Source organism: Deinococcus aerolatus, from assembly GCF_014647055.1.
GTDB classification, from domain to species: Bacteria; Deinococcota; Deinococci; order Deinococcales; family Deinococcaceae; genus Deinococcus; species Deinococcus aerolatus.
Genome location: NZ_BMOL01000010.1, coordinates 86,290 through 106,636, shown reverse-complemented (window position 1 = coordinate 106,636; position 20,347 = coordinate 86,290). Strand labels below are relative to the sequence as shown.

The following is a 20,347-nucleotide window of genomic DNA, read 5'->3' as shown; positions in this document are numbered from 1 at the left end:
TGGGTTGAAGAGGTGTGGTCAGAAAACGCAGCCTCTCCCCTTTTCCTAGCACGACACATCTCTGCCTGAGACACGCCCGGAGTCCGGGCCACACCTCAGCCAGGCTTTCCCTGGAAATCCAACCTTTATTTGGAAACAGGTCCCACCGTTATTTTGGCCGACTTCAGCTTGGCCTGCCAGCGGGTGTACTCCTGACGCTCCATGGTCAGCGTGACGCGGCCGGGCAGGGTCCTGTTGGCACGGCACTTGCCCGGCTCGCAATCGGGGAACCACACGGGATTCTGCGCCTCCCTGCCCTTGAGCGGATTGCCCCAGGCCACCAGATTGTCGCGGACGATATTGTTGAAAAAGGTCTTTTTCGCCCTGTCGTTGTGGGGATCCCATACGTACAGGCCCACGTTCTGGGCTGCAATAGGCGCGCCGCTGGGCAGGTATCCGCTGGCGATCAGCCGGTTGTTGTACACCTCGATGTCGTGTCCGGCAGACACCGCAATCCCGTTGTTGGACGTCGACACGATCTGGTTTCTGTACACCAGAATGTGGCCCGCGGCCTCGGCCAGGGTCTTGCCGCTGCCATCGCCCGCGTTGATGCCGCCGCCTGCGTAGCTGTTGACCCGTGGGTTGACGGCGTAGGCGCCCTGGATGTAATTGTCGTGGATCTTGATCCGGCTGCTGGGCACGCCACTGGACAGGTACATATTGATGTTCTCCTCGGGCCGGCTCTTGCCCGGCTCGTTGATGACCTCGTTCCAGGCGATCTCTGCCCCGCTGATGCGCCGGACGGCATTGAACTGCACGAACTGAACCAGCCGGAACTCCTTGTCCGAGAACCGGCCCACACCCACGCTGTAACGTCCGTTGATGTTGCGGACCTTGTTGCGCAGGATCTTGACGGTCTGCCCCTGACTTGCCTTGCCTTGATAGGCCCGCAGGTAGATGCCCGAGGTTCCGACCAGTTCGTTGTTCTGCACGAGAATATTCACGAATTCCTCGGCATGTAGAAACCGGCCTGGATAGCGGTGTTCACTGAGCGGCCGGTCCGGGTTGAGGGCTGTTCCACGGGTGTTGCGAACCGTGAGGTTGGCCTTCTTGAAGGCACTGAAGATCAGGTGGCCCTTGCTGCGGATGTTGGAGTTCTCGATCACCACCTTCTGACCGGTAGCGACGGTCACCGCCGGAACCTTGGGGTCCAGACTCTGCCAGTTGCCCCGGTAGGTGCCGCCCTTGACGATCACGATGGGCTTGTCGTACTTGATGGTCTGCGCCTCGCCCACAGGAGCGGCCAACAGCCACACCAGCAAAAGAAACGAGAGACGGGAACCTGACCGCATGAGGCCACACTATACGGTCAGCCGGACCGGGACACCGGAGCAAGGCTGACAGCGGCGGGGCCTGTGGCGGCGCTCTCACTGCTGAAACAGGAGCCGAGATCCAGGATAACCCCCACGTGAAGGGCCGCGCCAGACCGGCATCTGCCACAATCCTGCATGCCCGACACCGCACCGTCCTTTGCCGTCTACCTGTGTCCCGGCGCCGATTCCGCGCTGTACCGCAGCGGTTCCGAACTGCTGGGATTCGACGTGCGGGCCCAGCGCGACCTGGTCCTGCCTGCCTTTCTGCGTCCGGAGTGGCAGGCCGACGCCGGACCCTTCGGGTTTCATCTGACGGTGGTGGAGGGGTTCGGTACCCATCCCGCGTGGTGGTCCGCCCTGGAGGCCGAGGCGCGGGCCTGCGTCGACAGCCTGTCGCCGGACGCGGACCTGTCCCTGAGCGGCGGCAGGATCGAGGTCTGGGACGACGGCGAAACCTGGGTGCTGCAGCTCGACCCTTCCCCCGCCCTGCTGGTGGCGCACACCCTGCTGCTCGCACGCCTGTCGCGCTTCGTGACGCGTTCGCCCTTTTCCGGGCCGGTGGCGCGGGGGCTGTGGGGGCAGCCGCACGAAGCCGCCCGCATGTCGCTGCTGCACACGCCTCGCGGGCTGGACACCTGGCAGCCGCATTTCACCGTGGTGCAACCCTACGGCGGCACCGATCCACAGGGCCTGCGCCGCGAGCTGGAAGGGCGCCTGCGGCCCTTTATCGCGCAGACCTACACGGGCCTGACCCTGTTCGAGAGGCGCCCAGGTGAGGCCCGCTGGCGGGTGCGTGCCGAACTGCCGCTACGGGGGGCAGACGGCACGGCCCGGGCACGCTAAGAGCGGCCACCTGCACCGCGCGGCCATGCACACCACGCCGCGCTTTTCCCCGTACACTCTGGGGCGTGACGAACAACGGGGCAATGCAGGTGACGGTGGCGACAGGAAACGCCGGCAAGGTGCGCGAGATCGGCGAGGCGCTGGCGGAACTGGGCTGGACCCTGCGGCCGCTGGGGAACCTGACCCTGCCCGAGGAAACCGGCGCCACCTACGAGGAAAACGCTGCCCTGAAGGCCTGCACGGTGGCGCTGATGACCCGCACCTACGCCCTGGCCGACGACAGCGGCATCGAGGTGGACGCCCTGAACGGCGAGCCGGGCGTGTACAGCGCACGTTTTGGCGGCCGGGACAGCGATCTGGAGCGCAACCTTTACCTGCTGGAGCGGCTGCGCGGGCAGGGCAACCGCCGTGCCCGGTTCGTGTCGGTGGTGATCCTGGCCCATCCCAACGGGCACGTGGAGACGTACCGGGGCGAACTGCCCGGCACGCTGCTGGAAGGCCCGCGCGGCAGCGGCGGCTTCGGCTACGATCCTCTGTTTGTCCCCGACGGCCAGACCCGCACCCTGGCCGAGATGACCGTGGCCGAGAAACAGGCGATCAGCCACCGGGGCCGGGCGCTCGCGGCCCTGAAGGCGGCGCACCAACAGGCGGCCCTCTAGCTCACCTGCCACACCCGCCGGGTCAGCGTGCCGGTCCGGGTGCGCGCCTTTGCCCGCAGCCACGCCGCCATGTCGTTCCTCGGCCCGGCGGCCATTGCGGCAAAGCCATCGCGCGTGAGGTCTGCCGCTGGGCCGAGACTGTGGCCCGGTCTGGGCCACAGCTTCAGGGTGTGATCGGTGTGCCCGGTAGCGGCCAGCGCGGCAGTCAGCTCCCTGCAGCGCGCCCTCGTGGCCCTGATCACGCCGTACCTGAACCGGAACAACCCGGGCGGCGAGGCCGCTGGGCACCTTCCTGTGCCGCGATCACCCGCAGACCCCGCCCTGATTGGACGCGCCCGAACCTGTGCGCCGCGCCCGTCAGCGTTGAGATGGTGCTCAGCTCTGACGTCGGGCTGGCTGCTCCGTGTGGTCTGCCCGGGCGGGCTGCGCGGCGGCCTGTTGCCGACGACGCACAAACCACACGGTGGCCACGACCACCAGAACCCCGACAATCACGGTGGAGGCCGGGCCGAGGTACTCGCCCACCCGCTCGTAGTGATCGCCCAGCAGGTAGCCCGCGCCGGTCAGCAGGCTGGCCCACAGCGCCGAACCAATAGCGCTGTACAGCAAGAAGGTGGGCAGCGCCATCTCGCTCATGCCGGCCGGCAGGCTCAGCAGGCTGCGGATGCCCGGCACCATGCGCCCGAATAGCACCGCCTTCGGACCGTGACGGTCAAACCAGTCGTCGGGCTTACGGATGTCCTGGCCGCTCAGGGCCAGCCACCGGCCGTGCCGGTCAGCCCAGGCCACGAGCCGCTCCTCGCTGAACACCCGCCCGATGAAATACAGCGGCAGGGTGCCCACGACGCTGCCCAGCGTGCCCGCCAGCACCACGCCCACGACGCTCAGGTCGCCGCGCGAGGCCGCAAAACCCGCCAAGGGCAGAATCAGCTCGCTGGGAATCGGCGGAAACACGTTCTCCAGCACCATCAGCAGCACGATGCCCAGGTACCCCAGGCTACTCATCAGGTTTTGAATCCAGTCCACCATCGTCCGGTCAGGCTAACGGGCGTGGGTGAGCCGCACGTCAGCCGAAAGTCGCGGCGGCTGAACTTTCTGGTCACCGGGCTTCAGATCCGGGCAGGCAGCTTTTCCAGGTACTTGAAGGGCAGGCTCAGGGCGCCCTCGCCCTGCCGGAAGGCGGCCACGTACCCGCTGACGGTGCCGCCCGAACGTTCGACGATGCGGGCCAGCGTCTGCGCGGTGCCGCCGCTGGAAATCACGTCCTGCACAATGGCGACTTTCTTGCCGTGCAGGCGGGCAGCGTGCGGACTGTCCAGCCAGAAGGTCTCGGCCACCCCCAGGGTCATGCTGGGGGCGTCCTGAATGATGGGGTCTTGCATGTAGGGGCGGCGCTTCTTGCGCACGCACTCGTAGGGCAGCCCGCTCAGGTGGCTGAGTTCGTGGGCCAGCGGCAGCGCGTTGGTCACCACCGTCAGCAGCACCTCGGTGCCTTCGGGAATCATGACCAGCATTTCCCTGGCCACCGCCTTGGTGAATTCGCTGTCGCCGATGAATTCCACCAGCGGCACGCGGCCCATGCTGCCCGCCCGGGCGCTGGGCAGGGTGCGGCTCACGCCGCCAATCTTCACGCTCACTTCCTGGTTGGCCTGGGTCATGCCCCAGCTTAGCCCGCGGCCCCGTCCCCGGTCAGACCGGGGAATCAGGCACCAGGAAACAGCGGAAGGTGGCCCAGCGCCGTGACCTCCTCGCGCTCCTCACCCTCGGTAAAGACGGCCAGCACGGCGGCCACCTCGCCGCCCACCTCGTCGATGATCTGGCGCAGCGAGTGCAGGGTGCCGCCGCTGGAAACCACATCGTCCACAATGGCCACCCGGCGGCCCCGAATCTTGGGCACATCAAAGCCGTCAAGCACCAGCAGTTGCGGAATGCCGGTGGTGATGCTGACCACTTCCCGCGCCACCGGGTCCACCATGTAGGGCTTTTGCGTCTTGCGGATCACGATGTACGGCTTGCCCGTCTCACGGCTGATGACGTGCGCCAGCGACAGCGCCTTGACCTCCGGCGTGACCAGCACGTCGATATCGGCAGGCAGCAGGCGGGCCAGCGCCTTGCCGGCGGCCTCAGTGACCTCGGTGTCGCCCAGCATGTTGAACAGCGCCACATGAACGCCTGGGGCGACCTCCACAATGGGCAGTTCACGGGTCACGTCCCCAACCTGTACGGTGTGCGTCTTCACGGAACCGAGTGTAATGCCCACGGCCCCGCGCGGGACCACGCGGACATGGGCCGGGACAGCGGACGCCCGCCAGCCTCATCACCCGGCGCTGAGAATTTGTTTACGGTGTATGGCCACATGAACTGCCAGTGTGGGGCACCATCCCTTTTTCTTTGGCAGGATGTTCATTCTCCGGCAGCGGACGCGCGGGCAGACCCGCCCACAACACGCGCTGGCGGTGGCCCTTTTCTACCCACCCTCAAGCCCATGCGAGGACCAGATATGCCGTGCTGCCAGACCCCCCCCAGAACTGCCGATGCTGGGCCCAGGACGGACCTGCGGACGCAGGCCGAGCAGCAGGCCCGTGCGGGCCGCGCCGCCGCGCCTTCCCCGGTGGCCCCGGCGCAACTGGCGCTGGACTTTCAGTTTCAGCAGCATGAATTGCAGGTCCACCAGATCGAGCTTTCCCTGCAACTGGAGGAACTGCAGCGCAACAACGCCGAGTTCCAGCGGATGCGCGACGTGTACCGTCACCTGTACGACTTGACCCCGGCTGAACCGCCCGGTCTAGCTCACCCGGTAATAGTTGACTTGTTTTGTCATCAATAAAGGTTTACCTTTTTGATCAATGATTACCTCAGCCCTCGCCCGCCTCCCTTCCGGCCCCGCCCAGACGGACCTCAGCGCGCTGAAGTTCAACCAGTACACGGTAATCGGCGTCACCACGTTGGCGCTGGTGTCAGGCCTGGGCGCCCTGACGCTGGCCCTGGGGGCGGCCATACTGCTGGGGGCGTTGCGCCCGGACCTCTCACCGCTGCGGGCCGCGTACCGAATGTTCGGGCGACGGCTGGGGCTGAGGCCCGAAGTCGTCGCTGAGGACCCCCGCGCCCACCACTTTGCGCAGGGCGTGGGCGGGGTCTTCCTGCTGGCCTCGGCCCTGAGCGGGCTGGCCGGAGCGCCGCTGCTGAGCCTCGGTCTGGGGCTGGCCGTGATTGCGCTGGCGGGCCTGAACCTGAGCCAGAAGATCTGTGTGGGCTGCCTGATGTACTTCCAGTACCGCCGCCTGCGCTACGCCGTCCTGAGCCGCTGAGACTGCGCTCTCTCCACCCCCGAGGTATCCCACATGTCCGACATCGAAACCCTGAAAAAAGAGCTGCCGCCCTTCCAGATCTTTGAGTTGATTCCGCAGTACGCCGCCGCCGGGGCAATTGACCCGGAAAAAATTGACCTTCTGAAGTGGGCCGGGGTGTACCCGCAGCGCCCTATTGAGGACGGCTTCCTGATGATGCGTGTCAAGGTGCCCACCGCCGAGCTGAGTGCGGACGCCCTGCGCGTGGTGGCGGGTATTGCCCAGGACTACGGACGCGGGCTGCTGGACGTGACCGACCGGCAGGCCTTTCAGTTTCACTGGCTCAGGATTGGGGACATTCCGGCGATTCTGGACCGGCTGGACACCGTGGGGCTGCACACCCGCGGGGCCTGCGGCGACACTGTCCGGGCGGTGATCGCCTCGCCGCTGGCGGGGCTGGACGCCCGCGAGGTGATCGACGTGCGCCCGCTGGCCCGGGCGATGGAAGGCACCCTCAGCGGCAATGCCGACTTCCAGGACCTGCCGCGCAAATTTAAGATCAGCCTGACCGGCACGCCGGAACTGGAAGGCATTCATCTGGTCAACGACATCGGCTTTCTGGCGCATACGGTTGAGGGCGAGGTGGGCTTCGACGTGTGGGTGGGCGGCGGCCTGGGCGCGGTGGCGCACCTGTCCAGACGGCTGGGCGTCTTTATCCGCCCCGATGAGGTGGTGGAGGTGGGCCGCGCGATTGCCGGGGCATACCGCGATCACGGCTATCGCGTCAACCGCAAGAAGGCCCGCCTGAAGTACCTGATCAAGGACCTGGGCGTGGAACGGTTCCGTGAAATCGTGGAGACCGAATACCTGGGCCGCCCGCTGCGCGACGGTCCCCCGGCCCCGGTGGCCCGCTTCGGCGGCAGCGACGTGCTGGGCGTCAACCCGCAGAAGGGCGGGCTGAACTACGTGGTGCTGACCACCACCGTGGGGCGCATCGACCCGGCCAAGGCGCGGGCGCTGGCCGACCTGAGCGAGCGCTACGGCGGGGGCGTGGTCCGCACCACCGCCTTCCAGAACATGATGATTCCGCATGTGCGGACGGAGGACGTGGCCGCGCTGGTGACCGAGCTGGAGCGGCTGGACCTCGCGCCCAAGGCGACGCTGCGCGGCACCACCATCGCCTGCACCGGCACGCAGTTCTGCCGGCTGGCCCACACCGAGACCAAGGCGCGGGTGGCGGGCCTGATCGACACGCTCGAACCCCTGCACAGCGATCTGGACGTGCCGTTCGTGATCAACCTGACCGGCTGCAGCAACGCCTGCACGCGCTATCAGGTGGCCGATCTGGGGTTCATGGGGGCCTTGCGGGGGGAAGAGGAGGTCTACAACGTGCATCTGGCCGGCAGCATCGGGCAGGCGCAGCGGACCGGGGCCAAGCTCAAGGGCATTGTCCCCGCCGTCCGTCTGACCGAGTACACCGATAAGGTGCTGAGCGATTTCAAGACGCACAGGGCCGAGGGCGAGAGCTTCGTGGAATACGCGGATCGGGTAGGCAACGAGCACTTCCTGCCCGACATTGTGCTGGCCGCACAGGACGCCGGGCGTGAGCTGGTGGGCGTATGACCGCCACGCTGGAGCGCCGGCCTGAGCCTGAAACCGCCAGGGCGGGCCGGGTGGTGTGGTTCACCGGCCTCAGCGGGGCCGGGAAAAGCACGCTGGCCGCCGCCCTGCACGCCGAACTGACGGCGCGTGGCGTGGCGGCGGAGCTGCTGGACGGCGACGCCGTACGCGAGAACCTGAGTAAAGGCCTGGGCTTCTCGCGTCAGGACCGCGACACCAATGTCCGCCGCATCGGCTTCGTCGCGGGCCTGCTGGCCAGACACGGCGTGACCGTGCTGGTCAGCGCCATCAGCCCCTACGCCGACACCCGCCGTGAGGTGCTGGCCGCCCTACCGAACGCGCTGGAAGTGTTCGTGGACGCACCGCTGGAGGTGGTCACGGCGCGCGACGTGAAGGGGCTGTACCTGAAAGCGATTGCGGGCGAGATTCAGCACTTCACCGGCGTCAGCGATCCCTACGAGGCTCCGCAAACGCCGGACCTGCACCTGCGAACCGCTGAGCTGACCGTGCAAGAAGGACTGCGGGGTCTATTGCAGGCGCTGGGGGAAGAGTGACGGCGGGCGTGAGCGGATTCGCCGCTGAATCGCGCCCTCTGTCAGCCTCTCCCACAGGCGGAAAGGAGTCAGAGACCCTCGCCCTCATCGACTGGGCCATCCAGACCCACCCGGACGTGCTGATGCCCAGCGCCTTCAACCTGAACGGCGCCGTGCTGATCGATCTGGCGGTGCGGGCGGGTTACCGGGGGCAGGTTGTTTTTGTGGATACGGGTTACCACTTTCCCGAAACACTTCAGACCCGTGACCGGCTGGCCGAGCGCTACCCGCAGCTGGAATTCGTGACGCTGAACGCGGGCGCGTCGCCGGACGACGGGCGCACCCCACCGGAGCTGTACGCCGCGAATCCCGACGCCTGCTGCGCGGCCCGCAAGGTGGCGCCGCTTCAGAAGTACCTGCGCCGCAAGAACCCCTCCGCCCTGCTGAACGCCCGCAGCCGAGATCAGGCCGTCACCCGCGCCGAGATTCCCTTTATCGAGGAGGGCGGTGTGCGAATCAGGATCAACCCGCTGGCCGGGTGGACCCGCCAGGAGCTGGAAGCCTACGCCGCCGAACACGCGCTGCCGGTCAATCCGCTGTACGCCGACGGCTTCCTGTCGGTGGGCTGCTGGCCCTGCACCCGCGCCGTGCGCCCCGGCGAGGACGCCCGCGCCGGACGCTGGGCCGGGCAGGGCAAGACCGAGTGCGGACTGTGGGCTGGTGACGGTAGGCTCTGATCTTTTTTTAGGCCAATAGTTGACCTCTTTCATCCACTTTAAATTTAACCCAGGAGAATCCACATGCCCACCCTTCCCCATCCCGTGACCACCCTGCCCACGCCGCTGGGCGGCGTGCTGGTCCATCAGGTCGACCACGTGTCCGAGGCTGAACTCAGGGGTCTGCCCCGCCTGGACCTGTCCGAACGCAGCGCTGCCGATCTGGAACTGCTGGCCACCGGCGCGTACTCGCCGCTGACCGGCTTTCTGGGCGAGGCCGATTACCTGAGCGTGATCGAGCATCTGCGCCTGGCGGACGGCACCCCGTGGGGCCTGCCCATCACGTTGCCGGTGGGCCGCGCCGAGGCCGGTGCCCTGCGGGGCCGCGTCGTGCTGACCCGTGGCGGCGCGGCGGTGGGATGGATCGACGTGCAGGAGCAGTTCGAGGCCCGCAAGGCCTGGGAGGCCCGCGAGGTCTACCGCACCGAGGAGGCCGCCCACCCCGGCGTGGCAGCGCTGTACGCGCAGGGCGAGATCAATCTGGCCGGGCCGGTGACGCTGCTTGCGGTGCCGCGTGGGGCCTTTCCGCAGCACCACCGCACCCCCGCCGAGGTCCGCGCCGTCATTGAGGCGCGCGGCTGGCGCACCACGGTGGCCTTCCAGACCCGCAACCCGATCCACCGGGCGCACGAGTACCTGCACAAGGTGGCGCTGGAACTGGTGGACGGCCTGCTGCTGCACCCACTGGTGGGCACCACCAAGGGCGACGACGTCCCCGCCGGCGTGCGGGTGGAGGCCTACGAGGTCCTGCTGGACCGCTACTACCCTGCCCCCCGCACGCTGCTGAGCGTCTACCCCGCCGCCATGCGCTACGCCGGGCCGCGCGAGGCGATCACGCACGCGCTTTCCAGGCGCAACTACGGGGCCACCCACTTCATCGTGGGGCGCGATCACGCGGGTGTGGGCCAGTACTACGGCACCTACGACGCGCAGGAGATTTTTGGTGCGTTCACCGCCGAGGAACTGGGCATCCGCATCCTGAAGTTCGAGCACACCTTCTACTGCCAGTCCTGCGCGCAGCTGGTCAGCCCGCGCACCTGCCCGCACGGCGCCGCGCACCATCTGGTCCTGAGCGGCACGAGGGTCCGCGAGAAGCTGCGGGCGGGCCAGAACCTGCCGCCCGAATTCACCCGCCCGGAAGTGGCCGAGGTCTTGAGGCGGGCGTACCAGGCCTCCGGCAACTGAGCTGTTCTGGCATCCTCCTCAAGCGCAGAGAATGACGAACAGGTCCATCACCAGAACGCTGTGTGGTGGGCCTGTCTGGCCACTGCCCCGCTCAGTACAGCCTGTCCAGCACCTCGTCCTTCATCACAAAGCTGTTGTCCTTCGCGGGAAATTCGCGGGCGCGGACCTCGGCGGCGTAGCGCTCGATGGCCTCGCGGGAAATCTGGCCCACCTCAGCGTAACGTTTGGCAATCTTCTTTTCCTCGCCCTCATACACGCCCAGCAGGTCATGCGTGACCAGCACCTGCCCGCCGCAGCCGACGCCCGCACCGATGCCGATGGTGGGAATGCTCAGCCGCTCGCTGATCAGCCGGGCAAGGCGGGCGGGAATGACCTCCAGCACCAGCGCAAAGGCCCCCGCCGCTTCCAGGGCCACAGCGCCTTCCAGGGTAGCGCGGGCGCTGGCGTCGTCCTTGCCCTGCACCTTCAGGCCACCCTGCGCGGTGGCGGTCTGGGGCATCAGGCCCACATGGCCCATCACGGGGATGCCGTTGCGGGTCAGCGTCTGCACCACGCCCAGGATCTCGGGCGAGGCTCCCTCCATCTTAATCGCGTCCGCGCCCGTCTCCTGAATGACGCGCACGGCGTTGCGCATGGCGTCCTGTACCCCGGTGTGGTACGTCCCGAACGGCAGGTCCACCACCATGAACGTTCCCGGCGCCCCCCGCCGCACCGCGCGGGCGTGGTGGATCATGTCGCCCAGCGTGACCGGGGCGGTGCTGTCGTAGCCCAGCACGACGTTGCCCAGGCTGTCGCCCACCAGAATCAGGTCCACCCCGGCAGCCTCGGCGTGGCGTCCGCCGGGGTAATCGTAGGCCGTGACCATCACCAGCGGCTGGGCTGAGTGCTGAAGTTCGGGAAGGCTGCGCTTCATAGGGGGCAGGGTAGCAGGGAGGGGCCTGACCCACGCCGTCCGGCCGAAAATCAGAACCAGCCCGGCCCAAAGCCCTTTGCCTCCCCAGCATTTCTCCGCGCCTACAATGCCGTTCATGAGCGACATTCTGAGCGGCTGGACCCCGGCCCCCCCAGGCCACAAACACGTTGTCAGCGTCAGTCTGGGCAGCAGCCGGGGCAATGCCCGCGAGGCGGTCACGCTGCTGGGCCAGCCGTTCATCCTGGAGCGCATCGGCACCGACGGCGACAGCAAGAAGGCCGCCGAACTGTTCGGGGCACTGGACGGGCAGGTGGACGCCTTCGGGCTGGGCGGCGCGGACCTGTACGTGATCGCGGACGGCAAACGCTACCAGTTCGGTAACGTCAGAAAGCTGGTGGCGAACGCCAGACAGACGCCTGTGCTGGACGGCAGCGGCCTGAAAAACACGCTGGAGCGAGACGCGATTGCCCAGCTCGACCCGCTGCTGAACTGGCGCACCCGGAAGGTGCTGATGGTGTCTGCCGTGGACCGTTTCGGCATGGCCGAGGCGCTGGCACAGCACGGCGCGGACATCGTGTTCGGGGACGTGGTGTTCGGGCTGGGTATTGACCGCCCGCTGCGCTCGCTGCGGGCGCTGCGGACCGTGGCAAAAGTGGTGCTCCCGGTGATTACCAAGCTGCCGCAGGACTGGTTTTACCCCACCGGGGCCAAGCAGGAAAGCAGCGTGCAGGGCAAGGGTACCCGGTATTACGCCTGGGCCGACGTGATCGCCGGGGACACCCACTACGCCAAGCGCTACGCCCCGACGTCGCTGGAGGGCAAGACCATCCTGACGCAGACGATTACGCAGGCCGACCGCGACTGGATGAAGCAGCGCGGCGTGGCGCGGCTGATCACCACGACGCCGCGCATGGGCAACCGCAACTTTGCCACCAACGTGCTGGAAGCATGTTTCGTGGCCCTGAGCGGAAAGAACGAGGCGCTGAGTGAGGCCGAGTACCTGCGGTACATCCGGGAAGTGGGCTTTAAGCCGGAGGTCAACGAGCTTTAGGCGGGTTTGGGGCTGGGGCTTGAGCGTTTTGCCCCACCCTCCAGCCCCCTACCCGAGCAGGCAGGGTTCGTCGGCTGTGCTGGGCGCGGGAGAGAGGGAGGGCGTTCTCGCCTGGCCGCCCGGCTCGGTGACGCTGCGTGCGGCCCGCCCGCTGACGCGTAGAGGTGGCCTTCGGTTGCCACTCAGGTGAACTGGCTGCATGAGTGGATGTGGTTTGGGGTGCCTGGGTTTTGCGGCTAGGATGGCAGGCATGACCAGTGGTGAGTGGGTGAACTGGAAAGCGGCGCTGCTGGCTGCCGCCCTGGCCCTGTCTTGTCATGCTGCCGTGGCGCAAACCACCCCCGTGTCACTGCCCAAACCCCTGCTGAGCGGCACCACCTCCGGGCTGGCGTGGGGCATCTACGCGGGCAGGCTGACCAGCGCCAGCCTGCTGGAGGAAGGCCAGGGCCTGCGCGTGGGGGTTCCGGCGGGGGCCAGCGTGCTGGGCACCCGTTACGACGCGGCACAAAGAACCGCGCTGCTGACCTACCGCCTGCCCAGGGGGCTGGACGCCCGCAGCGCCCTGGCCTTCGCCACCAACCAGCTTCAGTTGCAGGGCTTCGACATCGGTGAGCGCAGCTTTCCGACTGCCAGCAGCGCCCGCGCCGCGCTCAGCCGAGATGGGCAGGGCCTGACAGTGCAGACCACGCGGCAGGCCAACGGGGACACTCAGGTGCTGTACGTGTTCGGCGCCGCCGCGCCCTAGCCCCTGTACACTCGCCCCCATGCAATCACTGGTGGACGCGATTCGGGAGCAGGGTGTGATTCTGCCCGGCGGCTTTCTCAAGGTGGACGGACTGGTCAACCACCAGCTGCTGCCCCGGCTGACGCGGGAAATGGGCGTGCGTTTCGCGGAACTGTTCGCGCCGCTGCAGCCCAACAAGGTGCTGACCATCGAGGTCAGCGGCATTGCCCCGGCCATCTCCACAGCGATGGAACTGAATGTCCCGATGGTCTACGCCCGCAAGAAAAAGCCGCTGACCATGAAGGAACCGGCCTTCACGGCGTCCTCGGTCAGCCGAACCAAGGGCGGAAATGTCGACCTGTTCATCAGTTCGGAATTTCTGGGGCCAGACGACCGCGTGGTCGTGATCGACGATTTTCTGGCGTCTGGCGGCACGCTACGCGCCCTGACCGGCATGATCGAACTCAGCGGGGCTACGCTACTGGGGCTGGGCTGCGTGGTGGAAAAACAGTTTGAATCGGGGCGCGAGCATCTCGCCGATCTGAACGTGCCGATACACACCCTGGCCAACATCGTCCGCATGAGTGAACAGGAAGGCATTGAGGTGGAAGTGGGCCGCTAGCGGTCAGGCTGCCACACCGGGCCGCCGGCAAGCATGAGGCCGCCTCAACCCTGCGCTCAGTCGCCCGGAGCCGCCGTTCTCTAGGCTGGGGCAAAGGACGTGACCATGACCCAGCCTGATCCCCGCGCCGCCCTGATTCCAGACCAGAGTGCCCGTGTCAACGTGGCCACCTACACCAATTACCTCGACGCCCAGCGGGCCGTGGACCACCTGAGTGACCAGAAATTTCCGGTGGAGCGCACCGCCATCATCGGTGAGGGCCTCAAGACTGTCGAGCAGGTCACGGGCCGCCTGGACTGGGGCCGCGCGGCAGGCCTGGGCTTCGGGCAGGGGCTGTTTATCGGCCTGTTCGTGGGCCTGATCTTCAGTGTCCTGGGGCTGGGCAACGGCAACCTGCTGTTTTCCATCGCCTACGGCATGGTGGTGGGGGCCATCTTCGGGCTGGTCTGGGGGCTGGTGGGCTACGCCCTGAGCGGCGGACGGCGCGACTTTACCTCGATTGGTGGGATGAAGGCAGACCGTTACGTCGTCGTCGCCGATGCCGAGGTGGCCGAGCAGGCGCGGACGCTGCTGGCGAATATGCCGCCGCGCTAAGCCACCAAGAAACTTCCTAACGTCCGTTTGGATAGGATGCGGCCCATGACACAGCCGGGCATGGAGTTGCAGGAATTGATCGCCGAGATGGAACAGCGGCGCAGCAAGGTGGAGGCGGGCGGCGGCCACGAGCGTCAGCAAAAGCAGCGTGACGGCGGCAAGCTGACCGCCCGTGAACGCATCAACACGCTGCTGGACCCCGGCAGCTTTCTGGAAATGGGCACCTTCGTCGAGCACCGGGGCGGACGGCTGATGCAGGGCGTGGAGGCCCCCGGCGAGGGGGTGGTGACCGGGCGCGGCACCATCGACGGGCGACAGGTCTTCGTGTTCAGCCAGGACTTCACGGTGCTAGGCGGTTCCCTGGGCAAGATGAACGCCGCCAAGATCACCAAGATCATGGATCTGGCAGCCAAGACCGGCTGCCCGGTGATCGGCCTGAACGACTCGGCGGGGGCGCGCATTCAGGAGGGCGTGGACTCTTTGAGCGGCTACGGCGAGATCTTCTACCGCAACGCCATCTACTCGGGGGCAGTGCCGCAGATCAGCGCCATCCTTGGTCCCTGCGCGGGCGGGGCGGTGTATTCCCCCGCGCTGACCGACTTCATCCTGATGAGCGGCGGCAGCAGCTACATGTTCATCACCGGCCCCGAGGTAATCAAGAGCGTGACGCGCGAGGACGTGACCTTCGAGGCGCTGGGCGGCGCGGACGTGCACACCCGCAAAAGCGGCGTGGCCCACCTGGAATACGACGGCGACGCTGCCGTGCTGGCGGGCGTGCGTGACCTGCTGGGCTACCTGCCGCAGAACGCCCACGAGCAGCCCCCGGTCCACCAGACCAGTGACCCGGTGGACCGCCGCAACGACCGGCTGCTGGACATTGTGCTGCCGGACCAGCGCAAGCCCTACGCCATGCACGCGGTGATCCACGAACTGGTGGACGACGGCACGTTCCTGGAAATCCAGCCGAACTGGGCCAAGAACATTCTGGTGGGCTTCGCGCGGCTGGGCGGGCAGAGCGTGGGCATCGTCGCCAACAACCCGCGCGTGATGGCCGGCACGCTGAACATCGACGCCAGCGACAAGGCCGCCCGCTTCATCCGCACCTGCGACTGCTACAACGTGCCGGTGCTGACGCTGGTGGACGTGACCGGTTTCCTGCCGGGCGTGGCGCAGGAACACGCCGGCATCATCCGCCACGGCGCGAAGATGCTGTACGCCTACGCCGAGGCCACCGTGCCCAAGGTCACCCTGATCACCCGCAAGAGTTACGGCGGCGCGTACCTCGCCATGAACAGCCGCGACATGGGCGCCGACGTGGTGTACGCGTGGCCCACCGCCGCCGTCGCCGTGATGGGCGCGGAGGGGGCCGCCAACATTGTTTACCGCCGTGAGATCAACGCCAGCGAGAACCCTGAAGCCACCCGCGCTGAGAAGATCGCCGACTACAAGGACGCCTTCGACAACCCCTACGTGGCCGCCAGCAAGGGCTATATCGACGACGTGATTCCGATGGAAGAGACCCGTCAGCGCCTGATCCAGACGTTTGCCATGCTGCGCGACAAGACCGAGACGAGGCCGTACAAGAAGCACGGGAATATGCCGCTGTAGGGAGCATCCCCGGCGGCATGGCGGCGCCCGGGAGAGGCCGGGGCGCCGCTTCCCCCTGACACCAGATGCTCCGCCATGAACGAATGGTCAAGGCGTGGTTTTCTGCCTATGGCACGCTGTTCAGGTCTGTCAGCGTGTTCCACCTGACAGAGCGTGGGGTGGGCTGGGCCTAGGGTGGCCGACATGACCGCATCCAACGCCAGTACCACCAGCAAGAAAATCCTCGTCATCATGTCCAGTGACTCTGAACTGGGTCTGCAGGACGGCAAGACGCTCGACACCGGCTTTTACCTCAACGAGTTCGGCGTGCCCGCACACCGGCTGGTGGAGGCGGGCCACACGCTGATCATCGCCACGCCGCGTGGCAACCGTCCGCCGCTGGACAAGAGCAGCGACAGCAAGGATTATTTCAAGGACGAGGCGGAATACACCCAGATTGGAGCGTTCGTCGAAGAAACCCTGTCCGGCGAAATTGTGCCGCTGGCGGACGCGGTGACCAACCTGGACGCCTTCGATGCCGTGTTCCTGCCTGGTGGCCACGCGCCCATGATCGAACTGATGCACAACCACGATCTGGGCCACGCGCTGCGCCACTTTCATGAACGCTCGCTGCCCACCGCGCTGATCTGCCACGCGCCGGTGGCCCTGCTGGCCGCGCAGCCGGCTGCCGGGGCCTACCAGCGGGCGCTGGAGGCCGGCGAGACGCCAGAAGCCGAGGACTTCGCCTATCAGGGCTACCGCGTCACCGTCTTCAGCACCCCCGAGGAAAAGGACGCTGAAGGCGGCTTCGAGGCCCCCATGCTGTACTACCCCGCCGACGCGCTGACCGCCGCAGGCATGACGGTGCAGAACGGCGAGAAGTGGATCAGCAACGTGGTCCGCGACCGCGAACTGATTACCGGCCAGAACCCCATGAGCGACGAGGAATTCGTGGGCGTGTTCCTGGAGGCGCTGGGAGAAACGGCGGCTCAGGACTGACTTCACCGCTCAGGCGCTGACAGCTCTTTCAATGTGTTGACAGAGCCTCAAGCCTCACCTCCAGCCCAGTGGGGCTGGAGGTGAGGCTCAAGTCCTGTAGAGGGCGCGCTGCGTGGCGTCATCCGGGCGGTACACACGGGGCGTTCGGCAGCCTCGGCCTCCGCTGGAAGATGGTGATGGCGACGGTGGGGGCATCACCGGGCCGAGCCGGGCGAATCACGCGCCCTCCGGCGACTCCGGCTGGTGCTGGCGGTAGGCGCGCAGGGTGCCGTCCATGAAGGCCACGTACAGCGTGCCGCCCGCCGCCAGCGGGGTGGCCTGCACGCCGGTGGTCTCCTGCCGGGTCCAGCGCACGGTGCCGTCGCGCACGTCCAGGGCGCACAGTTGCCCGCTCTCGGAGGCCAGGAACACCAGCCCCGCGCTGACCACCGGACTGGCCGTCACGCGGCCCGACATGCGGTGCGCCCACACGTCCTCGCCGTCGGTCAGCCGCAGGGCACGCACGGTGCCGTCCCAGCCGGCCAGGATCGCCAAGCCGCCCTCATCGGTGCCGCTGCGGGTCACGGCGGGCGAGGCCCATACCTCGTCCTCCAGATCGTAGGTCCACAGGTTCGCCTCGTCCTCGGCCAGCATGGCCCGCCCCGACGCGGCGCTGAGGGCCAGGGCGTGAACCTCGCCCTCCCAGGTCGCCACCACCAGCGTCGCCGTGCCGGACGGGCCGGGCAGCAGCGCGGGAGTGCCGTGCACCGTGCCCACCTCCGCCTTCCACAGCGGGCTGCCGTTACGGGCGTCCAGGGCATGCAGCCAGCCATTTTCATCGCAGACCAGCGCCGCGCCGGCCCACACCAGCGGGCTGGCAGCCACCGGGCCATCGGCGCGGTAGGCCCAGGCCAGTTCGCCGGTGCGGGCGCTCAGGGCGTGCAGGTGACCGTCGCGGCTGGCGGCCAGCACCTGACCGGCCCACAGCGTTGGTGCGCCGGTCAGCTCGGCGCGGGCCTGATGTCGCCAGACCTCCGCGCCGCCCTGCAGTTCCACCCGGCGCAGCGTGCCGTCCCACGCACCGAAAAAGATGTGCCCGCCCTGAAAGGCTGCCGGGGCAGTGACCTCGTCGCGGGCGGCGTAGGTGGCAAAGGGTCGCCCGGAGGCGTGGGTCAGCACCAGTTGCCCGCCGCGCGTGCCCACCGCCACCAGATCGCCCTCGCCCACCACGGCAGCGGGCCAGGTGACCTCGCCGGGCAGCGGCACGCTCCAGACCTCCTTGAGATTCGAGACGCGGGCCGGGCCGTCGGGATGTTCGCCGGTGCGGGTGCGTCCGCCGCGGTACTGGCCCCGCGCGTGCCCGGTCCAGATGTCGCGCCGGGCCAGCGCCCATAGGTGGGCCAGCGCCTCGCCGGACTCGGGCCGGTCCTCGGGTTTCTTGGACAGCAGCGCCAGCAGCACCCGCGCCGCCGCGTCGGGAATGGCCGGGTTCAGGTCGCGTGGGTCGATCACCTTCTCGTAGACATGCTGAAACAGCACGCTCTGGTCACTGTCACCCACAAAGGGCGGGCTGCCGCAGGCCACCCGGTACAGCACCGCCCCCAGCGCGTACAGGTCGCTCAGCGGCCCCACGCCAATCCCCTTGGCCTGCTCCGGGGCCATGTACGCGGGCGTGCCCAGTGTCAGGCCGCTGCGGGTCAGCTGCTGGGTGTGGTCTGATAGCGCCACCAGCCCGAAATCCATGATGCGCGGCAGCCACGCCTCGTCCAGCAGCACGTTGCCGGGGGTCAGGTCGCGGTGGATGATTCCGCGGGAATGAATGAAGTGCAGCGCCCGCGAGGCAAAGCTGGCCGCCGTCAGAAAGCGGGCCAGCGAGGTGGGGGCGTCCTCCAGCGGGCCCAGCACCGTGATCGGCCCGCCGGTCATCAGCGGCATGGTGAAAAAGGGCCGGCCGTCGCTGGGGTCCACGCCCAGATCCAGCACCGGCACCACCCCCGGATGGGTCAGCCGGGCCAGCGTACGGACCTCGCGCAGAAAGCGCTGCCGGTCCGAATCCGGCACATGCGCGTGCATCATCTTGACCGCCACGTCGCGGTCCAGCAGCGAGTCGTGGGCGCGGAACACCAGCGCGCTGCCGCCCTCGCCCAGCGGGGAACGCAGATCGTAACGACCTGCCAGGCGCGTGCCCACCTCTACCGGCATAGGTCCGGAGTCTACCGCCTGAGAAGCGCGGGCCGCCGGAGCCTCCCTCCGGTCCCGGTGCGCGTCGCTCATACGGATTCCGTCTGTTTCGTCAACAAACCGGGAGGGCGCCGGTTGGCTAACTCCACGCCCAGAACCCCTTGTACTCGTTCTCGCTTCGCTCGGATTTTCATCGTTTTGCAAACGATTCAATCAGAGCCCGTATCAGTCGGCGGCCAGCTGGCCCGGCGTCAGCGGTTCGTGCAGCAGGCGGCCAAAGCCCTCGGGGCCGTGTTTTTTCATCCAGCCCTGAACCAGATCGCTGCCGACGCTGTAGGTGAAGATGTACGCCCGGAACTGCGGCTGACCGATAAAGCGCAGGGTTTGCCGGGCGCGTTCCGGGGTGGCCAGGGCGTAGCGGCGCAGAAACTCCAGCACCTCGGCCTCGGGGCGGCCCTCACCGTGCAGCATCAGCGCCGCCGTGCCGCTCGTTCCCTTGAGTCCCTTCTGCGCAACGGTCACGTCCAGAAAACCCAGGACGTCCGCGCCGTTCAGTCCGGCCAGCGCGGCCAGTTCGCCGCCCAGCCAGTCGCGTACCTCGTTCCGGCCCATCACCGCGTCCAGGGCATTGGTGGCGATACCCTCGGACACGGCGCATTCGGGGGCGTTCATCAGCTGAATGCCGTGTTCCAGCCAGCCCTTTTCGCGCACCAGCCGGGCCTCCTTGGTGGCATGCTCGGTGTGGTGGCCGGGGTAGCCCTCGTGGGCCAGCAGGTCCGGCAGGCCGGTCAGCGGCACCGGCAGATCGGTGTTGAGGTCAATGCGGCTTTTCAGGTTGCCCAGCGGCCAGTTGTACCCGCCCCACGGCTTATCCGACACCAGCGAGATGCTGAAGTCCTCGCCTTCCGGCAGCCCGAACCGGGTCTGGGTACGCCGCCGCAGTTCGGCCAGGATCGGCTGCGCCAGCCGCAGCAGATCTTCTCTGGGGACAATCACCTTCTGGCGCAGCTTCTCGATGCGTTCGGAAAGCGGCCCGCTGCCCGGCACCGCCGCTTCCAGGGCGTCCAGGGCCGCGTCCAGCCCGTTCAGGTCCGTGAGCACCGGGTCAATGTCGTACAGCCCGCGCACCTCCTGCCCGTACGGGATGGCCTCGCCGCCGATCAGGCGGGTCATGGTGTGCATGGCCGACACCTGCACGCGCAGAAACTCGCGCCGGGCGGCGTCGGCCACGTTCTGCACGTCCGAGAGCAGCGCCCCGGCCTGGACCTGCAACTCGGCCGGCTCGCGCCGGGTGCGGTCCGCCCACTCCGGCGGCCCGCCGTAGCCGTCCACGAAGCCTTCCGAATGCACGTCGATGGCGTGGGCCAGCCGGATGTAACGCTCTGCGATGTCCATGACTGGTCAAGATAGACGCTCCCCTGCCGCTCGCCTACCGGACCCCG

Annotated in this window: 22 protein-coding genes; 14 read left to right on the top strand and 8 right to left on the bottom strand. The window is 67.6% G+C overall.

The features are described from left to right. Positions 1-125 precede the first annotated feature (125 nt). Complete coding sequence (locus tag IEY31_RS11630) at positions 126-1,331, bottom strand: hypothetical protein (RefSeq protein ID WP_188972112.1); 1,206 nt, start codon at positions 1,329-1,331, stop codon at positions 126-128. 156 nt (positions 1,332-1,487) lie between these two features. Between IEY31_RS11630 and IEY31_RS11625 the strand changes: the two genes are divergently transcribed. Together IEY31_RS11625 and rdgB are read left to right on the top strand one after the other, a co-directional pair. Further along, positions 1,488-2,195, top strand: coding sequence for a hypothetical protein (locus IEY31_RS11625; RefSeq protein WP_188972110.1), 708 nt, complete (start codon positions 1,488-1,490; stop codon positions 2,193-2,195). An 83-nt stretch (positions 2,196-2,278) separates the two neighbouring features. Then, the gene (gene rdgB / locus IEY31_RS11620; protein ID WP_188972213.1) at positions 2,279-2,854 is read left to right on the top strand and encodes an RdgB/HAM1 family non-canonical purine NTP pyrophosphatase; all 576 of its coding nucleotides are present in this window, start codon (positions 2,279-2,281) and stop codon (positions 2,852-2,854) included. Here rdgB and IEY31_RS11615 read toward each other — a convergent pair. The 4 genes from IEY31_RS11615 to IEY31_RS11600 form a co-directional block, all read right to left on the bottom strand. After that, positions 2,851-3,096 (bottom strand): hypothetical protein, encoded by a 246-nt coding sequence (locus IEY31_RS11615; protein WP_188972108.1) that lies wholly within the window; start codon positions 3,094-3,096, stop codon positions 2,851-2,853. The two genes, rdgB and IEY31_RS11615, sit on opposite strands and share 4 nt — an antisense overlap. 133 nt (positions 3,097-3,229) lie before the next feature. After that, positions 3,230-3,883, bottom strand: a complete 654-nt coding sequence (locus IEY31_RS11610; protein ID WP_188972106.1) for a DedA family protein — start codon at positions 3,881-3,883, stop codon at positions 3,230-3,232. 80 nt (positions 3,884-3,963) lie between these two features. After that, positions 3,964-4,512, bottom strand: coding sequence for a type I phosphoribosyltransferase (locus IEY31_RS11605; protein WP_188972104.1), 549 nt, complete (start codon positions 4,510-4,512; stop codon positions 3,964-3,966). 44 nt (positions 4,513-4,556) lie between these two features. Next, positions 4,557-5,093 carry a phosphoribosyltransferase family protein gene (locus IEY31_RS11600; protein ID WP_188972102.1) on the bottom strand — a complete coding sequence of 179 codons (537 nt, stop codon included), beginning with the start codon at positions 5,091-5,093 and terminating at the stop codon, positions 4,557-4,559. Between the two features lie 246 nt (positions 5,094-5,339). On the opposite strand from IEY31_RS11600, the gene IEY31_RS11595 reads away from it, so the two are divergent. The 6 genes from IEY31_RS11595 to sat all read left to right on the top strand — a co-directional run bounded on the left by IEY31_RS11595 (position 5,340) and on the right by sat (position 10,255). Then, positions 5,340-5,681: a hypothetical protein gene (locus IEY31_RS11595; protein ID WP_188972101.1), complete on the top strand. Its 342-nt coding sequence runs from the start codon at positions 5,340-5,342 to the stop codon at positions 5,679-5,681. A gap of 19 nt (positions 5,682-5,700) precedes the next feature. Next, positions 5,701-6,162, top strand: a complete 462-nt coding sequence (locus IEY31_RS11590) for a DUF4395 domain-containing protein (protein WP_188972099.1) — start codon at positions 5,701-5,703, stop codon at positions 6,160-6,162. A 33-nt stretch (positions 6,163-6,195) separates the two neighbouring features. Continuing rightward, positions 6,196-7,764 carry a nitrite/sulfite reductase gene (locus IEY31_RS11585; protein WP_188972097.1) on the top strand — a complete coding sequence of 523 codons (1,569 nt, stop codon included), beginning with the start codon at positions 6,196-6,198 and terminating at the stop codon, positions 7,762-7,764. Then, positions 7,761-8,315 (top strand): adenylyl-sulfate kinase, encoded by a 555-nt coding sequence (gene cysC, locus IEY31_RS11580; protein WP_188972095.1) that lies wholly within the window; start codon positions 7,761-7,763, stop codon positions 8,313-8,315. Before IEY31_RS11585 ends, cysC begins: the two co-directional genes overlap by 4 nt. A 38-nt stretch (positions 8,316-8,353) precedes the next feature. After that, a complete protein-coding gene (locus tag IEY31_RS11575; protein WP_229723546.1) occupies positions 8,354-9,031 on the top strand; it encodes a phosphoadenylyl-sulfate reductase in 678 nt (225 codons plus the stop codon). A gap of 63 nt (positions 9,032-9,094) precedes the next feature. Then, on the top strand, positions 9,095-10,255 hold the full coding sequence (gene sat, locus IEY31_RS11570) for a sulfate adenylyltransferase (RefSeq protein WP_188972091.1): 1,161 nt from the start codon (positions 9,095-9,097) through the stop codon (positions 10,253-10,255). Between the two features lie 91 nt (positions 10,256-10,346). On the opposite strand, the gene panB is transcribed toward sat, so the two are convergent. Next, a complete protein-coding gene (gene panB / locus IEY31_RS11565; RefSeq protein ID WP_188972089.1) occupies positions 10,347-11,168 on the bottom strand; it encodes a 3-methyl-2-oxobutanoate hydroxymethyltransferase in 822 nt (273 codons plus the stop codon). 115 nt (positions 11,169-11,283) lie between these two features. Between panB and IEY31_RS11560 the strand changes: the two genes are divergently transcribed. From IEY31_RS11560 to IEY31_RS11535, 6 genes are all read left to right on the top strand, one after another. Further along, positions 11,284-12,219 carry a quinate 5-dehydrogenase gene (locus IEY31_RS11560; RefSeq protein ID WP_188972087.1) on the top strand — a complete coding sequence of 312 codons (936 nt, stop codon included), beginning with the start codon at positions 11,284-11,286 and terminating at the stop codon, positions 12,217-12,219. Between the two features lie 250 nt (positions 12,220-12,469). Continuing rightward, positions 12,470-12,964 (top strand): hypothetical protein, encoded by a 495-nt coding sequence (locus tag IEY31_RS11555; protein WP_188972085.1) that lies wholly within the window; start codon positions 12,470-12,472, stop codon positions 12,962-12,964. A 19-nt stretch (positions 12,965-12,983) separates the two neighbouring features. Further along, positions 12,984-13,565 (top strand): xanthine phosphoribosyltransferase, encoded by a 582-nt coding sequence (xpt, locus tag IEY31_RS11550; protein WP_188972083.1) that lies wholly within the window; start codon positions 12,984-12,986, stop codon positions 13,563-13,565. A 105-nt stretch (positions 13,566-13,670) separates the two neighbouring features. After that, complete coding sequence (locus tag IEY31_RS11545) at positions 13,671-14,159, top strand: general stress protein (protein ID WP_188972081.1); 489 nt, start codon at positions 13,671-13,673, stop codon at positions 14,157-14,159. Between the two features lie 45 nt (positions 14,160-14,204). After that, positions 14,205-15,767 (top strand): acyl-CoA carboxylase subunit beta, encoded by a 1,563-nt coding sequence (locus IEY31_RS11540; RefSeq protein ID WP_188972079.1) that lies wholly within the window; start codon positions 14,205-14,207, stop codon positions 15,765-15,767. A gap of 183 nt (positions 15,768-15,950) precedes the next feature. Further along, entirely contained in the window at positions 15,951-16,745 is a 795-nt protein-coding gene (locus tag IEY31_RS11535) for a type 1 glutamine amidotransferase domain-containing protein (protein WP_188972076.1), read from the top strand. 216 nt (positions 16,746-16,961) lie between these two features. Here IEY31_RS11535 and IEY31_RS11530 read toward each other — a convergent pair whose 3' ends face one another. Together IEY31_RS11530 and IEY31_RS11525 are read right to left on the bottom strand one after the other, a co-directional pair. Continuing rightward, the gene (locus tag IEY31_RS11530) at positions 16,962-18,926 is read right to left on the bottom strand and encodes a serine/threonine-protein kinase (RefSeq protein ID WP_188972074.1); all 1,965 of its coding nucleotides are present in this window, start codon (positions 18,924-18,926) and stop codon (positions 16,962-16,964) included. Between the two features lie 204 nt (positions 18,927-19,130). Further along, positions 19,131-20,300 carry a hypothetical protein gene (locus IEY31_RS11525; RefSeq protein ID WP_188972072.1) on the bottom strand — a complete coding sequence of 390 codons (1,170 nt, stop codon included), beginning with the start codon at positions 20,298-20,300 and terminating at the stop codon, positions 19,131-19,133. Between the last annotated feature and the right edge of the window lie 47 nt (positions 20,301-20,347).